At 63.6% G+C, this 19,787-nt stretch carries 18 protein-coding genes; 8 read left to right on the top strand and 10 right to left on the bottom strand.

Annotated features, from left to right (window positions below):
- Positions 1–55: 55 nt before the first annotated feature.
- On the bottom strand, positions 56–1,258 hold the full coding sequence (locus AWB70_RS15580) for an ammonium transporter (RefSeq protein WP_053569114.1): 1,203 nt from the start codon (positions 1,256–1,258) through the stop codon (positions 56–58).
- A gap of 312 nt (positions 1,259–1,570) precedes the next feature.
- Here AWB70_RS15580 and AWB70_RS15575 point away from each other — a divergent pair, with 312 nt between their 5' ends.
- Both AWB70_RS15575 and AWB70_RS15570 read left to right on the top strand, forming a co-directional pair.
- Complete coding sequence (locus AWB70_RS15575; RefSeq protein WP_053569113.1) at positions 1,571–2,380, top strand: crotonase/enoyl-CoA hydratase family protein; 810 nt, start codon at positions 1,571–1,573, stop codon at positions 2,378–2,380.
- Positions 2,377–3,027: a phosphoribosyltransferase gene (locus tag AWB70_RS15570; protein ID WP_053569112.1), complete on the top strand. Its 651-nt coding sequence runs from the start codon at positions 2,377–2,379 to the stop codon at positions 3,025–3,027. Before AWB70_RS15575 ends, AWB70_RS15570 begins: the two co-directional genes overlap by 4 nt.
- Here the strand turns inward: AWB70_RS15570 and mdeB are convergent.
- On the bottom strand, positions 3,024–5,738 hold the full coding sequence (gene mdeB / locus AWB70_RS15565) for an alpha-ketoglutarate dehydrogenase (protein ID WP_053569111.1): 2,715 nt from the start codon (positions 5,736–5,738) through the stop codon (positions 3,024–3,026). The two genes, AWB70_RS15570 and mdeB, sit on opposite strands and share 4 nt — an antisense overlap.
- A 139-nt stretch (positions 5,739–5,877) precedes the next feature.
- On the opposite strand from mdeB, the gene AWB70_RS15560 reads away from it, so the two are divergent.
- From AWB70_RS15560 to AWB70_RS15550, 3 genes are all read left to right on the top strand, one after another.
- Positions 5,878–6,408 (top strand): Lrp/AsnC family transcriptional regulator, encoded by a 531-nt coding sequence (locus AWB70_RS15560; RefSeq protein WP_014250598.1) that lies wholly within the window; start codon positions 5,878–5,880, stop codon positions 6,406–6,408.
- A 156-nt stretch (positions 6,409–6,564) separates the two neighbouring features.
- Positions 6,565–7,377: a mechanosensitive ion channel family protein gene (locus tag AWB70_RS15555; RefSeq protein WP_014250597.1), complete on the top strand. Its 813-nt coding sequence runs from the start codon at positions 6,565–6,567 to the stop codon at positions 7,375–7,377.
- Between the two features lie 80 nt (positions 7,378–7,457).
- Positions 7,458–7,622, top strand: a complete 165-nt coding sequence (locus tag AWB70_RS15550; RefSeq protein WP_014250596.1) for an FmdB family zinc ribbon protein — start codon at positions 7,458–7,460, stop codon at positions 7,620–7,622.
- Positions 7,623–7,634: 12 nt separating this feature from the next.
- Here the strand turns inward: AWB70_RS15550 and AWB70_RS15545 are convergent, their stop codons facing one another.
- The 8 genes from AWB70_RS15545 to AWB70_RS15510 all read right to left on the bottom strand — a co-directional run bounded on the left by AWB70_RS15545 (position 7,635) and on the right by AWB70_RS15510 (position 16,398).
- Positions 7,635–8,537: a LysR family transcriptional regulator gene (locus tag AWB70_RS15545; protein WP_053569110.1), complete on the bottom strand. Its 903-nt coding sequence runs from the start codon at positions 8,535–8,537 to the stop codon at positions 7,635–7,637.
- 167 nt (positions 8,538–8,704) lie between these two features.
- A complete protein-coding gene (locus tag AWB70_RS15540; protein WP_053569109.1) occupies positions 8,705–9,469 on the bottom strand; it encodes a ParA family protein in 765 nt (254 codons plus the stop codon).
- A 737-nt stretch (positions 9,470–10,206) separates the two neighbouring features.
- The gene (locus AWB70_RS15535) at positions 10,207–10,716 is read right to left on the bottom strand and encodes a hypothetical protein (RefSeq protein WP_014250592.1); all 510 of its coding nucleotides are present in this window, start codon (positions 10,714–10,716) and stop codon (positions 10,207–10,209) included.
- Between the two features lie 62 nt (positions 10,717–10,778).
- Positions 10,779–11,912, bottom strand: a complete 1,134-nt coding sequence (locus AWB70_RS15530) for an ABC transporter ATP-binding protein (protein ID WP_087086275.1) — start codon at positions 11,910–11,912, stop codon at positions 10,779–10,781.
- A complete protein-coding gene (locus tag AWB70_RS15525) occupies positions 11,909–12,946 on the bottom strand; it encodes a carbohydrate ABC transporter permease (protein ID WP_053569107.1) in 1,038 nt (345 codons plus the stop codon). Before AWB70_RS15525 ends, AWB70_RS15530 begins: the two co-directional genes overlap by 4 nt.
- On the bottom strand, positions 12,943–14,094 hold the full coding sequence (locus AWB70_RS15520; RefSeq protein WP_041731553.1) for a carbohydrate ABC transporter permease: 1,152 nt from the start codon (positions 14,092–14,094) through the stop codon (positions 12,943–12,945). Before AWB70_RS15520 ends, AWB70_RS15525 begins: the two co-directional genes overlap by 4 nt.
- A 47-nt stretch (positions 14,095–14,141) precedes the next feature.
- Positions 14,142–15,620, bottom strand: a complete 1,479-nt coding sequence (locus AWB70_RS15515; RefSeq protein WP_053569105.1) for an extracellular solute-binding protein — start codon at positions 15,618–15,620, stop codon at positions 14,142–14,144.
- 49 nt (positions 15,621–15,669) lie between these two features.
- Positions 15,670–16,398 carry a GntR family transcriptional regulator gene (locus AWB70_RS15510; RefSeq protein WP_235024262.1) on the bottom strand — a complete coding sequence of 243 codons (729 nt, stop codon included), beginning with the start codon at positions 16,396–16,398 and terminating at the stop codon, positions 15,670–15,672.
- A gap of 123 nt (positions 16,399–16,521) precedes the next feature.
- On the opposite strand from AWB70_RS15510, the gene AWB70_RS15505 reads away from it, so the two are divergent.
- Genes AWB70_RS15505 through AWB70_RS15495 form a run of 3 tightly spaced genes read left to right on the top strand, consistent with a single transcriptional unit; the run spans position 16,522 to position 19,775 of the window.
- Entirely contained in the window at positions 16,522–17,820 is a 1,299-nt protein-coding gene (locus tag AWB70_RS15505; protein WP_053569103.1) for an L-fuconate dehydratase, read from the top strand.
- Positions 17,808–18,692 carry an ATP adenylyltransferase family protein gene (locus AWB70_RS15500; RefSeq protein WP_053569102.1) on the top strand — a complete coding sequence of 295 codons (885 nt, stop codon included), beginning with the start codon at positions 17,808–17,810 and terminating at the stop codon, positions 18,690–18,692. Before AWB70_RS15505 ends, AWB70_RS15500 begins: the two co-directional genes overlap by 13 nt.
- Before the next feature lie 54 nt (positions 18,693–18,746).
- On the top strand, positions 18,747–19,775 hold the full coding sequence (locus AWB70_RS15495) for a S1C family serine protease (protein WP_045453537.1): 1,029 nt from the start codon (positions 18,747–18,749) through the stop codon (positions 19,773–19,775).
- The last annotated feature ends 12 nt before the right edge of the window (positions 19,776–19,787 follow it).

The raw sequence follows: 19,787 nt of genomic DNA, 5'->3' as shown, positions 1-19,787 counted from the left end.
TGGCTCGTTTGATGGATGAACTTCGCTACGTTACCCCAAAGTCCGAGCCAAGACTTTACCCCGCCATTTCGCGATCCGGCGTCGACGAGATGCGATGAATCGCGAGATCCGCGCCGTTGAACTCTTCCTCGCGATCGAGCCGCAGACCGACCGTCAGCTTGATCGCGCCATACACGGCCGCGCCGCCCGCGAGCGCGAGCGCCACCGCGCCCACCGTGCCGATAAGCTGCGACCAGATCGAGACGCCGCCGATGCCGCCGAACGCCTTCTGCCCGAACACGCCCGCCGCGATGCCGCCCCACGCGCCGCACATGCCGTGCAGCGGCCACACGCCGAGCACGTCGTCGATGCGCCAGCGGTTCTGCACGCAGGTGAACATCTGCACGAACAGCACGCCCGCGACCGCGCCGACGATCAGCGCACCGAGCGGATGCATCAGGTCCGAACCCGCGCATACCGCGACCAGTCCCGCGAGCGGCCCGTTATACGTGAAGCCCGGATCGTTGCGCCCCGCGAACCATGCGGCGAGCGTGCCGCCGACCATCGCCATCAGCGAATTGACGGCGACGAGTCCGCTGATCTTGTCGACGGTCTGCGCGCTCATCACGTTGAAGCCGAACCAGCCGACCGCGAGCACCCATGCGCCGAGCGCGAGAAACGGAATGCTCGACGGCGGATGCGCGGCAATGCGCCCATCCTTGTGATAGCGCCCGTGACGCGGCCCGAGCAGCAGCACGGCCGGCAGCGCGACCCAGCCGCCGAACGCATGCACCACGACGGAGCCCGCGAAATCGTGGAACGGCGCGCCGAACGCATGGGCGAGCCAGCTCTGAATGCCGAAGCGCTCGTTCCACGCCACGCCTTCGAGCAGCGGATAAACGAAGCCGACGATCACGCAGGTCGCGAACAGTTGCGGATTGAATTTCGCGCGCTCCGCAATGCCGCCCGAGACGATCGCCGGAATCGCGGCGGCGAACGTGAGCAGAAAGAAGAAGCGCACGAGCGCATAACCATTGTGCTCGGCGAGGATATCGGCGCTGTGCATGAACTGCACGCCATACGCGATGTTATAGCCGATGAAGAAATACGCGAGCGTCGATACCGCGAAATCGACGAGGATCTTCACGAGCGCGTTCACCTGGTTCTCGCGGCGCACCGTGCCGAGTTCGAGGAAAGCAAAGCCCGCATGCATCGCAAGCACCATCGCGGCGCCAAGCAGCAGAAAGAGAGTGTCGGTTCCGGACTGAAGTGCCTGCATGATCGAACGGTCGGTGGAGACAAGGCCGCCTTTTTTGCAAGTTCCGGGCCAAGTTGGCGCATGAGCATCGAAACGGTGCGTGGGCGTTGTGCGTCGCGGCTTAGGGATGGTGCAGCGCGTCGTTGCATGCCGATTTATCTTCGCCCTCTCCTGGTGCATTGCCCCGTTACGTGGCATCGCATGCACCGCACGCGAGCGAAATATTTCATGACGCAGGCCGCGTGTAGGGCGATCGCAAGGCTTTTATGTGACGCACGCCCGCACCGCGCGGCGAGTATCCTGAGATGTAATCGGAATGCAACGGAGCCGTCGATGTCGCCTCGCATCGAATCTGTTGGCGAGCACGTGCGCATGGAAAAGCTCGCGCGCGATCCGCGCGTCGTCACGGTCGTGCTCGATAGGCCCGCGCGCCGCAATGCGGTCGATCGCGGCATCGCCGACGCCTTGCGCGAAGCCTTCGAATGCTTTGAAGCGGACGATGCGTCGTCGGTCGCCGTGCTGTGGGGCGCGGGCGGCACGTTTTGCGCGGGCGCGGATCTCAGCGCCCTGAACGACGATGCGCGCCGCAACGAAATCCATGCCGACGGCAGCGGCCCCGGCCCGATGGGTCCGACGCGCCTCGCATTGACGAAACCCGTGATCGCGGCCATCGCCGGTCATGCGGTCGCGGGCGGCCTCGAACTTGCGGCGTGGTGCGATCTGCGTGTCGCGGAAGAGGATGCGGTGCTCGGCGTGTTCTGCAGACGCGTCGGCGTGCCGCTCATCGATGGCGGCACGATACGGCTGCCGCGCCTCATCGGCACGTCGCGTGCGCTCGATCTGATCCTCACCGGGCGCGCCATCGATGCGCACGAAGCGCTCGCCATCGGCCTCGTCAATCGTCTCGCGCCGCCGGGCGAAGCGCGCAGCGTCGCCGAGGCGCTCGCGTGCGAACTGGCCGCGCTGCCGCAAAGCGCGTTGCGCGCGGACTTGCGCTCGGTTCACGAGAACGCGTTCGATGACGATCTCGGCCGGGCCTTGCAGCGCGAAGGCGCGAATGGTTATGGCACGATATTCGATGAAGGTCTCGACGGCGCGGCGCGCTTTGTCGCGCGGCCATCGGACAAAGGACGGGCGACATGAACTCAGCGTTCGAGAACCGCAGGGAAGCGGGCCGCGAACTCGCCAGGCTTCTGAACGAGTACGCCAATCGCGACGACGTCACCGTGCTCGCGCTGCCGCGCGGCGGCGTGCCGGTCGCCTATGAAGTCGCGCGCGCGCTCGGTGCGCGGCTCGACGTGCTCGTCGTGCGCAAGCTCGGCGTGCCCGTGCAGCCGGAACTGGCGATGGGCGCGATCGCATCGGGCGATGCGTTCTTTCTCGACGAACGCATCGTCGACTATGCGGGCGTCGACAAGCACGATCTCGAACGCGTGATCGCACGCGAGCGCGCCGAGCTCGAACGGCGCGAGAAGCTCTATCGCGGCGACAGGCCGCCGCTCGACATGAACGGCCGCATTGCGATCGTCGTCGATGACGGCATGGCCACCGGCGCGACCATGAAAGCCGCGGCGATGTCCCTGCGTCATGCGCATCCCTCGAAGATCGTCGCGGCGCTGCCGGTCGCGCCGCTGGATTCGGAAGCGCGCATCGAAGATATCGTCGATGACTTCGTCTGCGTACTGCGGCCGGAGCGGTACTTCGGCGTCGGGCAGTTCTATGTCGACTTCGATCAGACCAGCGACGACGAAGTGCGCGAACTGCTCGATGCGGCGCGCAAGGACGCCTAGCGCAGCCAGGGCGCGTCGTGCGCTTCCTGCGTCTTGCCGTATTTGTCGCGCGCGGCCTTCAGCATCGTTTTATCGATGACGCCTTCATCCGCGAGCGCCTTCAACGCCGCGATGACGATCGACACGCGATCCACTTCGAAGAACGCGCGCAAGGCTTGACGCGTATCGCTGCGGCCGAAGCCATCGGTGCCGAGCGTCACGTAGCGGCCCGGCACGTAGGCGCGAATCAGCTCGGGCACGGCGCGCACGTAGTCGGTTGCGGCGATGACCGGCCCGCGCGATGTTGCCAACGCGCTCGTGACGAAGGGCGTCGATGCGTCGTCGTTCAGGCGCGCGAGCCGCTCGCACGACGCGCCATCGCGATGAAGCTCCGTGTAGCTCGTGACGCTCCACACGGCGGCCTCGATGTTCCAGTCGCGCTTCAACATCTCGCGCGCGGCGATGGTTTCGTTGAGGATCGCGCCGGAGCCGAGGAGTTGCACTTGCGCTTGCGCCTGCGTCTCGTCGCCGCCGATGCGATAGATGCCGCGCAGAATGCCTTCGCGCGTGGCTTCGTCGAGCGAGCCGCCGGGCGCGGACGGCTGCGCGTAGTTCTCGTTGGTCACGGTGACGTAATAGAACACGTCGTTCTGGCGTTCCATCATCTCCTGCATGCCTTCGTCGACGATCGCCGCGACTTCGTAGGCGAACGCGGGATCGTAGGCGCGGCAGTTCGGTATCGTCGATGCGGCGAGATGGCTCGTGCCATCCTGATGCTGCAAGCCTTCGCCGCCGAGCGTCGTTCTGCCCGCCGTCGCGCCGATCAGAAAGCCGCGCGAACGCTGGTCCGCCGCCGCGAAAATCAGATCGCCGATGCGCTGAAAGCCGAACATCGAGTAGTAGATATAGAACGGCAGCATCGGCAGATCGTGCACGCTGTAGGATGTCGCCGCCGCGATCCACGACGACACCGCGCCCGCCTCCGAGATGCCTTCCTCCAGAATTTGCCCGCGCGTGTCCTCGCGGTAATAGAGCATCGAGCCCATGTCTTCCGGCTCGTACAACTGGCCGAGCGGCGAATAGATGCCGACCTGCCGGAACAGATTCGCCATGCCGAAGGTGCGCGCCTCGTCCGCGACCACGGGCACGACGCGCGGCCCGAGCGTCTTGTCCTTCAGCAGGCTGCCGAGCATGCGCACGAAGGCCATCGTGGTCGACATTTCCTTGCCGGAAGCATCGAGCGCAAACTGGCCCCACGTGTCGAGCACGGGCGGCGTGAGACCTTGCGAGGCCTTCGCGCGGCGGCGCGGCAGATAACCGCCGAGCGCCGCGCGGCGTTCGTGCAGATAGCGCATTTCGGGCGCATTGTCGGCGGGCTTGTAGAACTTGAGCTGTTCGACATCTTCGTCCGACAGCGGCAGACGGAAGCGGTCGCGAAACGCCTTGAGATCGTCGAGATCGAGCTTCTTCTGCTGATGCGTCGTCATGCGGCCCTGCCCGACCGCGCCCATGCCGAAGCCCTTCATCGTCTTCGCGAGAATCACGGTCGGCTGGCCCTTGTGCGAAAGCGCCTTCGCGTAAGCCGCGTGCAGCTTGCGCACATCGTGGCCGCCGCGCCGCAGACGGTCGATGTCTTCATCCGACATATGCGCGACGAGTGCGGCCAGTTCGGGATTCTGTCCGAAGAAACGCTCGCGGTTATAGCGGCCGTCATTCGCCGAGAAAGTTTGGAATTGTCCATCGACCGTATGCGCGAATGCGCGCAGCAAGGCATTCGTGCGATCGCGCGCGAACAGCGCGTCCCAGTCCGAACCCCACAGCACCTTGATGACGTTCCAGCCCGCGCCGGTGAATTGCGCTTCCAGTTCATCCACGATGCGTCCGTTGCTGCGCACGGGGCCGTCGAGGCGCTGCAGATTGCAGTTGATGACGAACACGAGGTTATCGAGCTGCTCGCGCGCCGCGAGCGACAGCGCGCCGATGGATTCGGGCTCGTCCATTTCGCCGTCGCCGAAGAAGCCCCATACCTTGCGGCCATCGGTCTGCAGCAGATTGCGGTTTTGCACATAGCGCATGAAGCGCGCTTGATAAATCGAATTGATCGGACCGATGCCCATCGAGCCGGTCGGGAATTGCCAGAAATCGGGCATCAGCCACGGATGCGGATAAGAACACAGGCCCGGCCCCGCGATTTCGCGCCGATAGTGCTGCAGATGTTCTTCGCCGAGAAAGCCTTCGAGGAACGCGCGGGCATAGACGCCCGGCGACGAATGCGGCTGAAAGTAGACGATATCGCCGCCATTGTTCGCGTCCGCGGCTTTAAAGAAATGATTGAAGCCGACTTCGAAAAGATCCGCCGCCGAGGCATAACTTGCGATATGTCCGCCGAGTTCGCCATAGGCGCGATTGGCCCGCACGACCATCGCGAGCGCGTTCCAGCGCAGCACGGCGGCGAGCTTTTCCTCGACGTCCAGATTGCCCGGATAAGGCGTCTGCTGCGAGACGGGAATGGTGTTCGCATAAGGCGTCGCGCGGGCCCGCGCCGATTCGACGCCCACCGACAGTGCGTGCTCCGCGAGCCGGTCGAACAGATATTGCGCGCGCTCGCGGCCGACATGCGCGACGACCGCATCGAGCGCCTCCAGCCATTCTGCGGTTTCCTCGGGATCGATGTCCTCACGTCCTTTGGCAATGGAAAGAAGCTGGCGGGTTCCGCTCGATAAGTCGGTCATGGCGCGACTCCGTTAAGGCTTGAGAATGCATTCAAGCATATCCATAGCGGCGCAGAATGTGCGTCTCATTTGGCTGCCGTCCCGCTTTGCGGTAGTGTACTTATTCTTCAAAAACGCCCGAAACCGGAATCTTTCGACTATGACGGCCAATGCCAAGCAACGCCTCGACCGCACCGATATCGGCATCCTGAATCAGCTTCAGCAAAATGCGCGCATCACCAATTCGGAACTCGCGCGCGCGGTGAATCTTTCGCCGACGCCATGCTTCAACCGCGTGCGCGCGCTCGAGAAAGCGGGTCTTTTCAAGCAGCACGTCACCTTGCTCAATCCGGAAGCACTGGGCTTATCCATCAATGTATTCATCCAGGTAAGTCTGGAAAAGCAGATCAAGGACGCGCTCGCGCGCTTCGAACAGGCAATCAGCGAGCGGCCAGAAGTGATGGAGTGTTATCTGATGACAGGCGATGCGGATTACCTCTTGCGCGTGGTATTGCCCGATGTCGCCGCGCTTGAACGGTTCATTCTCGAACGGCTGACCAAGATGCCCGGCGTTTCCAATATCCGTTCGAGCTTCGCGCTCAAGCAGGTGCGCTACAAGACCGCGCTGCCGCTGCCCGCATCAGGGCTTACCCTGCCCGATCAGAACGCCGATGAAGCCGAATGGACGTGACCGTTGCGGTTGCACGGTCGAACCTTCCGATCAAACTTAAACATTCCTGTAATTCTTGCGATGACGCAGTGCGTCGCCTATAACTTGTCAGGCCTGTCGGCATGATTTCCCGGTCGGACACGTTATCTGGCGCAGCGCTACACGAGCGAGAACGACATGAATATCGAAACCGTACGTGTATTCATCATGACGCGCGGCGTCGACTTCGCGATCATGGTTATTGGCGCGATTGCGTTATGGATCATCGGGCGCTGGCTCATCGGTCTCGTCACGGGCACGCTACGCAAGCTGCTGTCGCGCAACGGCCGCGTCGATCCGACGCTCGCGCATTATCTCGGCTCGATCCTCGGCGTCATTCTCAATCTGCTGCTGGTTCTCGCGATTCTGCAGATTTTCGGCGTTCAGACCACGTCGTTCGCCGCGCTGCTCGCCGGTCTCGGTCTTGCCATCGGCACCGCGTGGGGCGGGCTGCTCGCCCACTTCGCGGCGGGCGTGTTCATGCAGGTGCTGCGGCCTTTCAAAGTGGGCGATTTCGTGACGGCGGGCGGCGTCACCGGCACTGTCACCGAGCTTGGCCTGTTCGGCACGACGATCACGACGCCCGATAACGTCGCGGCCATCATCGGCAATAACAAGATTTTTTCCGACACGATCTGGAATTTCAGCCTGCTTCCGCATCGGCGCGTGGAGCTGACGGCGAAGATCGCAAACGGCGTCGATCCGCTCGATGCGATCGCGCGCCTCAAGGAAGCGGTCGCCAAGATTCCCAACGTCGCGACGACGCCGCCGCCCGATGTCGAAGTGCTGTCCTTCACGCCGGAAGGACCGCTCCTGTGCGTGCGGCCCTATACCAATACGAGCGACTACTGGCAGGTCTATTTCGACACCAACCGCGCGATCATCGAAACATTCAAGCAGGCGGGTTATCCCACGCCGGAGACGCCGCTCTCGCGTCGCGTCGTGAACTGACTTTGCTGCGCCAATGCTGAACTAGAATGGGTTGAACCGGCGCTCATCGCGCCGGATCACAGTCGCGCGCGGAGGAAGCCATGCCGACTTATCAATACCGTTGCCAGGATTGCGGCGAGACCTTCGAACACGCGGAGCACATCGCCGAGCATGCAACGGTGCAACTCAAATGCCCGAAGTGCGGCAGCGAGAAGATCGCGCACGCGCCGGCGCCGTTCGTCGCGAAGACGACCAAGAAAAGCTGACGCATTGACGCATCAGGCGGCGCGGAATCGCACTTCGTGCGACGGCAGGCCGCCTAGCCGCGATGCGACGTGATCGATGAACGCGCGCAGGCGCGGCGCTTCGTGACGGCTCGGCGGCCAGAGAATATGGAACACGCCTTCCGTGCCCATGTGCGCGCCGAGCACCGCGCGCAGCAGGCCGCCTTCGAGCGCGCCCTTCGCGATGAAATCCGGCACGCATGCGAGGCCTAGCCCCGAGATGCAGGCGGCGAGCACGGCTTCCATGTCGTTGAAGGTGAGCGTCGCGTGCGGATCGATGGCGAAGCTGTGATCGTCGCGCGCAAAGCGCCATGGCTCGGACCGCCCGCTTGCCGGGGAACGGAAGCGGATGCACGCATGGCCTTCGAGATCGGCGGGCGTCGCGGGCTCGCCGTGACCCGTAAAATAGGCGGGCGAGCCGACCACGACCGGGCCGTATTGCGCGAGCGGGCGCGCGAGCAACTGCGAATCGGCGAGACGACCGGTGCGGATCACCGCGTCATAGCCTTCCTGCGTGACATCGACCATGCGGTCGCTGAAATCGATATCGAGTTCGATGTCGGGATAGCGCCGCCTGAATTCCGGCACGAGCGGCAACAGGAGACGGCCGCCGAGCGATGGCGCGGCGATGCGCAACCGCCCGCGCGGCGACGAGGTCGAATGAAACAGCTCGTTCTCCGCCTCTTCGAGATCGGCCAGCATGCGTTTGCAGCGCGCGAAGAAGCGCGCGCCTTCGTGCGTGAGGCCGATCCTGCGCGTCGTGCGATTGAGCAGTTGCACGCCGAGTTTCGCTTCCAGCCGCATCACGCTCTTGCCCACCGCCGACGCCGACAGGCCGAGCGCGCGTCCCGCCGCCACGAAACTGCCCGATTCCGCCGCGCGCACGAAAGCGACCATGCCGGAGAGGCTTTCTGTCGAGGGAGGTCCGTTGGGTGCGGGATGGGCCTGCGAGGGAACGGTCGTCATGTGCGTGATCATCGGGAAATGCGGCGCAACGGAATGCGCCTGTCTCCTGCATGAACGTCCGCGACGCCGATTTATTCCCGACTATTGCACGCGTCGCATCATCCGTTCAGTTCCTCGTGCAGCGCGAGATACTCTTGCGCGAGCTTGTGACGCGGTTCGAGGTAGATCATCGGGCGCGCGTGCTGATGACTCTCGCGGATTTTCACGGAGAGCGACAGATGCGAATTGAGCACGGGCAAGTCTTCGCCGCGCAGTTCGTCGACGAGTTGCTGCGGCAGGCTCGCGCGCGGCTGAAACTGATTGATGACGATGCCTTCGACGCTCAGGTCCGGATTGTGATCGTGGCGGATTTCCTGCACGTTTTCGAGCACGGAGTACAGCGCGCGGCGCGAGAAATCGTCGCAATCGAAGGGAATCAGACAGCGCTCGACGGCGATCAGCGCGGAGCGCGTGAAGAAGTTGAGCGCGGGCGGCGTGTCGATATAGACGGCGTCGTAGTCTTGCAGGCCTTTCAGCGCGTCGCGCAGCTTATAGATCTTGTAGCGCGATTCGAGCTTGCTTTGCAGCGATTCCAGATTCGGATGCGACGGCACGATGTCGAGATTTTCGAACGGCGTCGAATGGATGAAGGAAGCGAACGCCGGTTCGCGAAAGCTGTAGCTCAATGCCGATTCGAAGAAACTCGCGAGATTCGGCTGGGCGTCGCGGGCGTCGGCGCCGAGCAGATACTGGCTCGCATTGCCTTGCGGATCGAGATCGATGACCAGTGTGCGCAAGCCGCGGGAGGCGCTGATCGCGGCGAGATTGCAGACGATGGTGGATTTGCCTACGCCACCCTTTTGATTGAAGACCACACGGCGCATCGGGGTTTTGTTCCTTCGGGGGTTTTTGAACGTTCGTTCGGGTTTGGGGTTTGGGGTTTGGATTGCTGTTGATGGGGGATATTAGCGCATCGTGCGTGACGAAACGTTTGCGGTCTTTGTTTTCGTCGTGGAGCTTGTATTCGTGTCGGTCTATTGGCGCTGCCCCTCCCCGGGGCGGGGGTAACTTTCTTTGCTGCTGCAAAGAAAGTCACCAAAGAAAGCAGCTTTGTCACCGCCCGCGGTCACACGCAGTTTGGCCACTATTCTCCTCGGGGAACGGCCCTCGCCTAAAGAGTGCCCTCATAAACCCAATCGAGCTTGGATCGCGCACGGTCCGTCACATCGCGCCGCTTAACGAACCGGTACAGCCATTTCAAGTTCCGGCCCGCTTCGCGGCCGATGGGTCAATCGGGTATGCGTGGGTTTCCCCGGCATACCCAACGGCAGCGCGTAGCGCTGTGCCGAAGCTATTTCGTGCTGAACCAGTGCGCTTCGCGCACTGGCTTGTCAGACCGTGCGCGATCCAAGCCCGATCGGGCCTATGGGGGCACTCTTTAGGCGAGGACCATTCCCCGAGGAGAAAAATGGCCAACGTGCGTGTGACCGCGGGCGGTGAGAAGGCTGCTTTCTTTGGTGACTTTCTTTGCAGCAGCAAAGAAAGTTACCCCCGCCCCGGGGAGGGGCAGTGCTAATAGACCAACACCAAAGCAAGTTCCACGAAACCAAAACCAAAAACCTCAAGGAAAAGCAGGAATAGTAGGATCCGCCCCTTCAAGATCCGCCTCCGGATGATGACTCTTGACAAGAGCCTCGATCTCCTCGAGCCGCCCCGTAGGCACATCCACCATCATCAACAATTCCCCTTGATCGATCGCATGCTCGAACCGCCGCAACCGCGTATTAGGAATCCCAACCCCGATCATCGTGGCGGCCCACGCCCCAAACCCCATGCTCGCAAGCGTCATGCAAACCACGACCCCACCGGCAATCGTCAACCCCGCCGGCGGAAACGCCATCGCCACGAGCCCGGCGAGCGCGCCCGTCACGCCGCCCGCCGCCGTTCCGCGCGCAAGCGCCGGCAATAGATCGGTGCGTTGAACCAGCGTAGCTTCCGGCAAGTCCGCAAGCGGCGTATGAGGCCGCGCGAGCACATGAATATGCCGCCATTCGATCCGCTTGAGCAGCAGTTCGTCGATGATTCCCTTCGCGCTCGCTACGCTGGGCAGTAGAAAATAGATGCGCCGCATTTCGCGCCTCCAACTATCGAATCCCATGCATTCAATATAGACGACGCACGAAAGTACGTTTTTCAAACAGCTTTCTTGATGCGCGCACCGCTCTCGTCGAAGAAGTAAATGCGTTCGCGATTCACACGCACGCCCGCAGCGCCCCCGATCTCGCCCGCAAAAGTATTCGGCACCTTCACGACGATCGGCTGCTCGCCCACGTGCAGCGTAACGAGCGAATGATCGCCGATCAGTTCGACCGAATAGATGCGTCCCTGCAATTCGCCCTCGCCCGGGCGCGTCAATGCACATTCCTCGGGACGCACGCCGAGCGTCGCGCTGCCTTCGTGACGCAATGGCGCTTCAGGCTGAAGTGACAGGCCGGGTGCATCGAAACGTCCCTGCGCCAGCGTGCCGCGCAGAAAATTCATCGGCGGCGAACCGATGAAGCCCGCCACGAACAGGTTCGCCGGATCGGAATAGATGCGCGCGGGTGTATCCAGCTGCTGCAACGCGCCCTTGTCGAGGACAGCGACGCGGTGCGCGAGCGTCATCGCTTCGATCTGATCGTGCGTCACGTAGATCGTCGTGATGCCGAGCTCGTGTTGCATGTGCTTCAATTCGGCGCGCATGTGACCGCGCAGCTTGGCGTCGAGATTGGAAAGCGGCTCGTCCATCAGGAACGCGGCAGGCCGCCGCACGATCGCGCGCGCAAGCGCCACGCGCTGACGCTGCCCGCCCGACAACTGACGCGGCAAACGCGCAAGCAAAGGTTCGAGCTGCACGCTCGCGGCCACTTCGCGCACGGCCGCCTCGATCTCGGCCTTCGGGCGCTTTCTCACGATGAGCGGATACGCAATGTTCTCGAACACCGTCTTGTGCGGATAGAGCGCGTACGACTGAAACACCATCGCCACATCGCGGTCGCGCGGAAGCTGATGCGTGACATCGGTATCGCCGACGAACACCGCGCCTTCCGTCGCCGATTCGAGCCCCGCGACGATGCGCAAGGCCGTCGTCTTGCCGCAGCCCGATTCGCCGAGCAGCACAAGAAATTCGCCCGCCTGCACGTCGAGCGACAGGTCGCGCAGCACGCGCGTGTCGCCGAACATCTTGCCGACGTTTCGCAACGACACACTCTTGGACTGTCGCGCCGCCGCGATCTTCGTCAGGCGGGTGTCGTCGAGCTTCGCCGCCTCGCTTTCCATGACCGTCATCCTTTCACCGCTCCCACGAGAATGCCCCGCACGATGAAGCGCTGCAGCGTGAGCGTGAGCAGCATCACCGGCAGGATCATGATGAGTATCAGCACCGACATGTTCCACCATTGCGGACCCCGCGTCGCGTTCTGCGCGGCGACGAGCAGCGGCATCGTCTGCGCATTCGCGGTCGTCAGAAAGAGCGCGAAGAGGTATTCGTTCCACGACAGGATCAGCACGAGCAGACTCGTCGCAACGAGGCCCGGCGCCACTAAGGGCAGCACGATGCCGAAGAGAATCGAGAAGCGCGTCGCGCCGTCGATCTGCGCGCTTTCTTCGATCTCGCGCGGCACGCCTTCGAAGAAATCGAACATCAGCCAGACCACGATCGGCAGGTTCGCCGTCGCATACGTGATGATGAGCGCGAGATGCGTATCGAGCAGCCCGACATCCCTGAAGATGAGATAGATGGGGATCACCGTGACGACGGGCGGCAGAATGCGCTGCGACACGACCCAGAACAGAATGTCGTCATTGTTGAGCCGTCGATGCGCGCGGCGCATGATCGGCCGCAGCAGCAGAAAGAAGAGCGCGAACGCCACCGCAAGCGCGATGCGCAAATCGGCATGCCCCCACGCGACGGCCGCGATCAGCAGCGCGATCAACACCACGCCGAGGCCCACCGCCGCAACCGGTGGCCGGTACTCGATGCGCGCGAGCGCATACGCCGCCATCGAGCCGAGAAACACCGTGGCCGCCGTGCTGCCCGCGGCGATGATCAGCGAGTTCATGTAAGGCCGATACGTGTCGGGACCGAGATCGACGAAGATGTAATGCCACGCGTCGAGATGCGGTTTGAAATCGACGAACGGAAGATAGAGCGGTCCTGTGGAAACATCCACCGGCAGCTTGAACGATGTGATCGCCATCCAGTACAGCGGAAACAGCACGACGAGCGACCAGAACCCGAGCAACAGATACGCGATCGCCTTGCCGCCGGCAGGCAATTCGTCCACGCGCGCGGGCACGAACCAGCGTTTGAGCGCGTTCATGACTGGTCTCCCCGCGCGCGCCGCACGACGAACTGGAAGAACGACACGCATGCGATGGTCGAGACGAAGAACAGCATGTACGCCACCGCCGACGCGCCGCCGAGATTCAGCGCGCGCCATTCGATGAACGCATGCAGCGTCATCGATTCGGTCGCGATGCCGGGGCCGCCATTGGTCAGCACGTTCGGCAAATCGACGATCTTGAACGCTTCGATCAAACGAATCAGCACGGCGCTCGCCGCGACCGGCGCGATCGACGGCCACGTCACGTCGCGAAACACGCGCCATGCAGATGCGCCGTCCAACTGCGCCGCTTCGATCTGTTCGCGCGACGTGCCTTCGAGCGCCGCCAGCATCACGAGGAACATGAAGGGCACCCATTGCCACGTATCGCCGATCACGACCACGAGCCGCGCGAGCCACGGGTCGGCGGCCCACGCGATCTGACCCAGGCCGAGCCACGACCATAGCGGCGCGAGCGGGCCGATCGACGTATCCGCCATCATGCGGAACATGTAGGCGATGCCGACGGGCGTCACCATCAGCGGGAGAAAGAACAGCAGCCGGAAGAAGCGCCCGCCTTTCAGCGGCAGCGTGCACAGATAGGCGAGCCCGAGTCCGATCAGAAATTGCAGCGCGACGCCCGAGAGAACATAGAAGATCGTGACCATCAGGCTGCCGAGCGCACCGCCGCCGCCCAGCGTGTTCGCCGCAAGCCAGACGAGTGCGAGAAACGTGCTCGCCGCGATCAGCCGGCCCAGCGCGCCCATGATCGAGCGCCGTGCGCTTGCGAAGTAACGATAGAACCAGACGAGCACCGCGAGCACGGCTATCGCCATCGCTGCGATGCTGACGATGCCCGGCGCGCGAAACACGCCGGTGAAGTGATACTGCTGACTGCCGGAAAAGAGCCGCACGAAATTGCGCAGGCCCGTGAAGGTCAATTGATATCCGCCTTCGCCCAGTTCGAAACGCGTCAGCGAAAGATAGGCCGACGTGACGAGCGGAAAGATCGAGAACCCGAGAATCAGCAGCACGGTCGGCAGCACGAAGACATAAGGCGCCTGCCTGTCGAGCCAGTTGGCGACGCGTGCGCGCGAGCCACGTTCGTGCGCGCTAACCGGCGATGCGTGCGACGGCGTATTCATCGAGTCTCCATGACGGCGCGGACCACGATCCGCGCCGCGTGACAACATCACTTCGCGCCGATCGACGCCTTGTATGCGCGCAACTGGGTGTCCTTGCCGAGATCGTCGGTGATCTCGCTCCAGCCGCTGTCGATGGCTTTCATGGTTGCGTCGGCATCGAGTTCGCCCGCGACGAAGCGCGCCACCGCCGTGTCGAGCACCACCTGCTCGTAGCGCTGATTCTGCGGAATGCGCAAATCGATGATCATGTTCGGGCTTTGCAGGCTCTGTTGAATCGCGCCGAGATAGGACTTCGCCGCGGCATCGCTCATGCCCGCCTTCTTCCATGCCGACATGTCCGTGAACTGCGAGCGCCGGTATGGATTGAAGCCCGATGCGCCGATCGTCACATCCACGTTCGACTGTGCCGGCTGGCTCATGAACGAAAGGAACGCATAGGCCGCGTCCTTGACCTTTGGCTTCGCCTTCGCATTGATGCCGCCCGACCAGCCGCCGAACGCGGCGAACGGCGCATGATTCACGCCGTCGATTGCGTAGGGACACGTGGTTTTATCGCACGGCACGAGCTTGCCCGTATCGCGATCGAGCACCTTGCGCGAGCCGGGCAGAATCACCGCGCCGACCTTGTCGATCACTTTCGATTGCTTCGGATCGATAGCGAGCACGCCGATATCGCCCCAGTCGAGCGTCAGGGCGCAATGGCCGGAGATGAACGCGCTGCGCGTATCGCCGACATCGAGATTGATTTCGTTGGGCGGGCCGTAGCTCGTCGATTCCTTGTAGATGCGCAAGGCTTCCTTGAAGCCGTCGTTGTTCACGAGCGACTTGAAGTTGCGCGGATCGAAGAATGCGCCCTGCGCGGTGCCCTTCGATTGCAGATAGCCGCCCGCAATGGAAATGATCGCCCAATACGCCTGCGCATTGCGCTTCTTCGAAATGCACGAGCCCGCGACCGGCTTGCCGTCGCCGCCGAAGGCCTTGCCGTTCGCGGCCTTGGCGATGTCGAGATAATCGTCCCACGTCTTCGGCGGCTCCTTGCCGAGCTGCTTCAGAATATCGGTGCGGTAATAGACCATCTGAAAGTCGCCGTCGAGCGCGACCAGATAGGTCTTGCCGTTGTACTTCTGCGAGAAGTCGACGAAGAACGGCATCACGTCGTCTTCCTTCAGCGCCGCGTCTTTCGCGACGCGCTGCGTCAGGTCTTCGAGAAACGCGCCCTTGGTGTAGTCGACCATCCATTGCGGCGCGAACACGGCGGCATCGACGGAATTCGTGCCGGACGCCCAGTCCGTCAGGAGCTTCTGATAGAGATCGGAGAACGGCACCGTCAGCACGTTCACCTTCGCGCCCGTCAGCTTTTCGAACTCGGGCGCGCGGCGTTGCAGCGGCTCGGCGATCTGCGGGCCGACGAAAGTCATCACGTTGACGGTCACGCCCTTGAAGTCATCGGCGGCCATCGCGGGCGATGCGGCACAGCAGGCCGCCGCGAGCGCCGCCACGGCGCCCGCTTGCTTGAACAGGTTCATTGTGTGTCTCCTCCATTGCGGTTGATCACGCTGGGTTCTTTCTTGTCTTCTACTCCCTGAACAGGTCCGGTCTTTCAGCCGAAAAGCGCCGCAGTTCCGCGACGACTTCATCGAGGTGATCGTGCATCGCGCGCGCGGCGGCCTCGCCGTCACGCTTGCGGATGGCATCGGCAATGCGCCTGTGCTCCGCGAGCGTATGCGCGTGCCGCTCGGGACTCGCCATCAGCCGGCGCGCGCGATCGAGCGCGTTGCGCGAGGCCGCGACGATCTCCTTCACGCGCGGCAGGTCGATTGCATCGAGCAGCAGCGCATGAAACGCGAGATCGAGCACATGAAACTCGCGGCGCAGGCCTTGCTGCACCGCATCGTGTTCGCGCTCGAGATTGGCGTCGAGCGCATCGAGCGTGGTTGCATCGCACGCAACGGCCAGCGTGCGAACGGTCTCCACTTCGAGCGCGCTGCGTATGAAGAGATGCTGGCGTATATCGTGCATGACGATCGGCATGACGCGCGTGCCGCGTTGCGGCAATACTTCGACGAGACCCGCCGCCGCGAGCTTGGCCAGCGCGGACGAAACCGGAAAGCGCGACACGCCCATGCGCTCGCACACCGCGAGCTTGTCGATCATCATGCCCGGCTCCAGCGCGAGATTGACGATGGCCGCGCGCAAGGCTTCCTCGACCGCGTCGGTGAGGCTGCCGCGCTCCGAACCGTGCAATCGAGGCAATGCGCGATACGGGTCGGCGGCAAGACTGTTTTCATTCGTCGATGAGCTCACGCCGCCCCGGATTTCGCACTAACATGCTAGCAGGCTAGGAGGCGAAACACGGGTTGTCAATGTCGATAAACCCCTTGATTCTCAGCATCTGAAGCCGTCACGCCACTTTTGGAGGAGATGAAGATGACCCGCATCACGAAGCTCTCCGTGCGCGATATCCGCTTTCCCACTTCGCGTTCGCTCGACGGCTCGGACGCGATGAACGCCGCGCCCGACTACTCCGCCGCCTACGTGATACTCGAAACCGATGCGCCCGGACTCGCCGGTCATGGCCTCACGTTTACCATCGGGCGCGGCACCGAAGTCGTCGTTGCGGCCGTCGAGGCGCTCGCGCCGCTCGTCGCAGGCAGAACGATCGAAGACATCGCCGCGGACATGGGCGGCTTCTGGCGCGCGTTCACGTCGGACAGTCAATTGCGCTGGATCGGCCCGGACAAAGGCGCGATTCATCTCGCCACCGCGGCGGTGGTCAACGCCGTGTGGGATCTCTGGGCCAAGAGCGAAAAGAAGCCCGTCTGGAAGCTGCTCGTCGATATGAGCCCGGAAGAACTCGTGCGCTGTCTGGACTTCCGTTACGTGACCGATGCGATCACGCCATCGGAAGCGCTCGCCTTGCTCAAGCGCCTGCAAGCCACGCGCGGCGAACGCGAAGAGGACATGCTCATGCAAGGCTTTCCCGCTTACACGACATCGGCGGGCTGGCTCGGCTACGACGACGACAAGATCCGCCGGCTCGCGCGCGAAGGCGTCGCGGCGGGCTGGACGCACTTCAAGCAGAAAGTGGGCGGCAATCTCGAAGAAGACATCCGGCGCGCACGCATCTTGCGCGAGGAGATCGGCCCCGACCGCAAGCTCATGATGGATGCGAATCAGGTGTGGGAAGTCGATGAAGCCATTGCCAACATGCGCCGTCTCGCGGCCTTCGATCCGTGGTGGATCGAAGAGCCCACGAGCCCCGACGACGTGCTCGGGCATGCCGCCATCCGCAAGCGCCTCGCGCCGATGATCGGCGTGGCGACCGGCGAGCATTGCCAGAACCGCGTCATCTTCAAGCAACTGTTGCAGGCCGAAGCCATCGACTTCTGTCAGATCGATAGCTGCCGTCTCGGCGGCCTGAACGAAGTGCTCATCGTGCTTCTGATGGCCGCGAAGTTCGGCGTGCCGGTGTGTCCGCATGCGGGCGGCGTCGGCCTGTGCGAGTATGTGCAGCATATTTCGCTGTTCGATTACATCTGCGTGTCGGGGTCGCTCGAGAATCGCGTGCTCGAATACGTCGATCATCTTCACGAGCATTTCCTCGATCCCGTCGTGATCCGCAACGGGCGCTACATGCCGCCGCACGCGCCGGGCTACAGCATCGAGATGCACGCTGCATCGCTCGACCGGTACGAATTCGGCAAAGGAGAAGCATGGCGCACATGACCGCACCTTCATGGTCCGATGTCGTCGCGCAAACCGGGCGCGCGCTCGCATGCGGCGCGCTGCGTTCGTTCGATACCGTGCAAAGCGTGATCGAGGACGGTGGCGTGCGCTTTCTCGTGCGGCAGGCGGCGAATCTCGCGCGCAAGGAACAGGCGTCGAAGCTCGCGGCGAAATCGGCCGCGGACGCCGCGAGCGAATGGCGCGATCCGTTCTCGCCGTGCGAGGAAGCGTTGCGTGTCGGCGATATCGGCGCGCGGCATTTCCTGTTGCTCAACAAGTTCAACGTGCTCGCGCATCATCTGCTGATCGTGACGACGGACTTCGAGCCGCAGGAATGCCTGCTCGGTGAAGCGGATTTCGCCGCGCTGTTCGCCTGCCTGAACCGCTTCGACGGCCTGGGCTTTTATAACGGCGGCGCGATTGCCGGTTCGAGCCAGCCGCACAAGCATCTGCAAATGGTGCCCTTGCCGCTCGACTCGAACGCGCGCGACGCCCTGCCGATCGAGCCGTATCTCGACGCCGCGCGCAAGGACGGCGTCTTTCGCGCGCCCGAACTGGCGTTCGCCCATGCGGCCGCTTTTCTCGAAGGACACGACGCAGCGCACGCACACGCAACCTATCTGCGCCTGATGAAAGCGATCGGCGTGGAAGCGCTCGATGTCGCGGGCGTCGCGCATCAGAGCGCGCCTTACAACCTGCTCGTCACGCGCCGCTGGATGCTCGCGGTGCCGCGCGGCGTGCCGCATGTCGAAGGCGTCGCGGTGAATGCGCTCGGCTTCGCCGGCTCGCTTTTCGTGCGCGACGACGCGCAGCGCGGCATCGTCGAATCGCTCGGGCCGATGAAGCTGCTCGCCGCCGCGACGGTCTCTTGAAATCGGCGGCGGCGGCCCGCATGTCGGCTTCCAGACATCGGGAGTTCAAGCAACATGGGAAGCCGGCCTCAATTCATCGACGACCTCGCGCGCGGCGCGCAGGACGCCGCGCCCTCCGCCCCGCTCGACGACACCGCGCTGCTCGACGCCTATTCGCGCACGGTGATCGGCGCACTGGAGCGCGTGCAGCAAGCCGTGGTCTTCATCTCCGTCGAGCGCCAGGTCGCCGATCAGCGCGGCGCGCGCCGTACTGTCGGCGGCACGGGCTCGGGATTCATCTTCACGCCGGACGGTTATCTGCTGACCAATAGCCATGTCGTGCATGGCGCGACGCATATCGCCGTCACGCTCGCGGACGGCGCGCGCTTCGATGCCGATCTCGTCGGCGACGATCCCGCGAGCGATCTCGCGGTGCTGCGCATCGGCTCGGCCGAACCCTTGCCGCATGTCGAACTCGGCAGCTCGGGCGCCTTGCGCGTCGGGCAGATCGCCATCGCCGTCGGCAACCCGCTCGGGCTTGCACAGACTGTCACGACGGGCGTCGTGTCCGCGCTCGGCCGCACGCTGCGCTCGACCTCGGGCCGCATGATCTACGACGTCATCCAGACCGATGCCGCGCTCAATCCCGGCAATTCGGGCGGCCCGCTCATCGATTCGGCGGGACGCGTGATCGGCGTGAACACGGCGATCATTTCGGGCGCGCAGGCCATTTCCTTCGCCACCGCGATCGACACGGCGAAGTGGGTCATCATGCAGATCTTCGCGCATGGGCGCGTGCGGCGCGCCTATATCGGCGTCGCGGGCACGACCACGCCGATCTCGCGCCGCGTGCAGCGCTTCTTCGGCCTGAGCGCGGCAAGCGGCGTGCATGTCATGGAGATCGTGAAAGGCAGCCCGGCCGCGCTCGGCGGATTGCGCACGGGCGATCGCATCGTCGCGGTGGACGATATCGCCATCGATAGCGTCGATGGCCTGCAGCGCACGCTGGATGCGTCGCGCATCGATCGGCCTGTGACGATCGCCGTGCTGCGCGGCGCGCAGAAGCTCAGCGTCGACGTGACGCCCGTCGAGCAGGCCGGATGATGACGCCGCGGC

The organism is Caballeronia cordobensis (genome assembly GCF_001544575.2).
Taxonomy (GTDB): Bacteria; Pseudomonadota; Gammaproteobacteria; order Burkholderiales; family Burkholderiaceae; genus Caballeronia; species Caballeronia cordobensis.
Note: the sequence above shows the minus strand (reverse complement) of the source record. Positions and strands in the feature narration are given on the sequence as shown.

Excerpts from the sequence above, each read along its gene's own strand:
- AWB70_RS15570 (WP_053569112.1), top strand. The coding sequence starts at position 2,377 with ATGAACTCAGCGTTCGAGAACCGCAGGGAAGCGGGCCGCGAACTCGCC.
- AWB70_RS15555 (WP_014250597.1), top strand. The coding sequence starts at position 6,565 with ATGAATATCGAAACCGTACGTGTATTCATCATGACGCGCGGCGTCGAC.
- AWB70_RS15505 (WP_053569103.1), top strand. The coding sequence starts at position 16,522 with ATGACCCGCATCACGAAGCTCTCCGTGCGCGATATCCGCTTTCCCACT.
- AWB70_RS15500 (WP_053569102.1), top strand. The coding sequence starts at position 17,808 with ATGGCGCACATGACCGCACCTTCATGGTCCGATGTCGTCGCGCAAACC.
- AWB70_RS15550 (WP_014250596.1), top strand. The coding sequence starts at position 7,458 with ATGCCGACTTATCAATACCGTTGCCAGGATTGCGGCGAGACCTTCGAA.
- AWB70_RS15525 (WP_053569107.1), bottom strand. The coding sequence starts at position 12,946 with ATGAACGCGCTCAAACGCTGGTTCGTGCCCGCGCGCGTGGACGAATTG.
- AWB70_RS15580 (WP_053569114.1), bottom strand. The coding sequence starts at position 1,258 with ATGCAGGCACTTCAGTCCGGAACCGACACTCTCTTTCTGCTGCTTGGC.
- AWB70_RS15495 (WP_045453537.1), top strand. The coding sequence starts at position 18,747 with ATGGGAAGCCGGCCTCAATTCATCGACGACCTCGCGCGCGGCGCGCAG.
- AWB70_RS15545 (WP_053569110.1), bottom strand. The coding sequence starts at position 8,537 with ATGGTCGCTTTCGTGCGCGCGGCGGAATCGGGCAGTTTCGTGGCGGCG.
- AWB70_RS15560 (WP_014250598.1), top strand. The coding sequence starts at position 5,878 with ATGACGGCCAATGCCAAGCAACGCCTCGACCGCACCGATATCGGCATC.
- AWB70_RS15530 (WP_087086275.1), bottom strand. The coding sequence starts at position 11,912 with ATGACGGTCATGGAAAGCGAGGCGGCGAAGCTCGACGACACCCGCCTG.
- AWB70_RS15535 (WP_014250592.1), bottom strand. The coding sequence starts at position 10,716 with ATGCGGCGCATCTATTTTCTACTGCCCAGCGTAGCGAGCGCGAAGGGA.
- mdeB (WP_053569111.1), bottom strand. The coding sequence starts at position 5,738 with ATGACCGACTTATCGAGCGGAACCCGCCAGCTTCTTTCCATTGCCAAA.
- AWB70_RS15575 (WP_053569113.1), top strand. The coding sequence starts at position 1,571 with ATGTCGCCTCGCATCGAATCTGTTGGCGAGCACGTGCGCATGGAAAAG.
- AWB70_RS15515 (WP_053569105.1), bottom strand. The coding sequence starts at position 15,620 with ATGAACCTGTTCAAGCAAGCGGGCGCCGTGGCGGCGCTCGCGGCGGCC.
- AWB70_RS15540 (WP_053569109.1), bottom strand. The coding sequence starts at position 9,469 with ATGCGCCGTGTGGTCTTCAATCAAAAGGGTGGCGTAGGCAAATCCACC.
- AWB70_RS15520 (WP_041731553.1), bottom strand. The coding sequence starts at position 14,094 with ATGAATACGCCGTCGCACGCATCGCCGGTTAGCGCGCACGAACGTGGC.